General features: G+C 51.0%; 1 protein-coding gene. It reads right to left on the reverse strand.

Features of this window, described 5'->3' with window-relative positions; all coding sequences use genetic code 11:
• Positions 1-13: 13 nt before the first annotated feature.
• A partial coding sequence (locus R7P74_RS29145; protein WP_318124206.1) for a helix-turn-helix domain-containing protein occupies positions 14-524 on the reverse strand: 511 nt, incomplete at its 5' end.

The following is a 524-nucleotide window of genomic DNA, read 5'->3' on the forward strand; positions in this document are numbered from 1 at the left end:
ACGCGTGTGAAACCTAACTCGGAATATCTATACCCGCGTCACGCATTTTGGCAAGTTTGTAGCGCAGAGTACGCGGGCTTATGCCCAACTTCTCTGCCATTTCTTTGCGTCGGCCATTACATTCCACCAAGGTTTCTAGAATGATCGCATACTCTTGATCGCGCAGCTCACCACCCAACCCCTCGCCGCCAGTGTTAACGCGGTTGACGGATTCAGCTTGAGCAACAGGCTTGACATCAGGGACCAATGTTTCTGCACTTTGCACAACGTATTGCAAGCTGTTGGCATCTTGCCAATCCACGCCTTCTAACAAGATGTGCTCTGCACCGATATCGCCGTTCTCACTCAAAATCAGCGCGCGTTGTACAACGTTATCCAGCTCTCGAACATTACCTGGCCATGGGTACTGCAATAGTTTTTCCACTGCAACTGGCGAGAACTGAGGAACAGGCATACCCATTTTGCTACAGTGACGCTCGGCAAGATGCTTTGCAAGTGGCGCGATGTCCCCTTTTCGCTCATTC

The organism is Vibrio sp. 2033 (genome assembly GCF_033339735.1).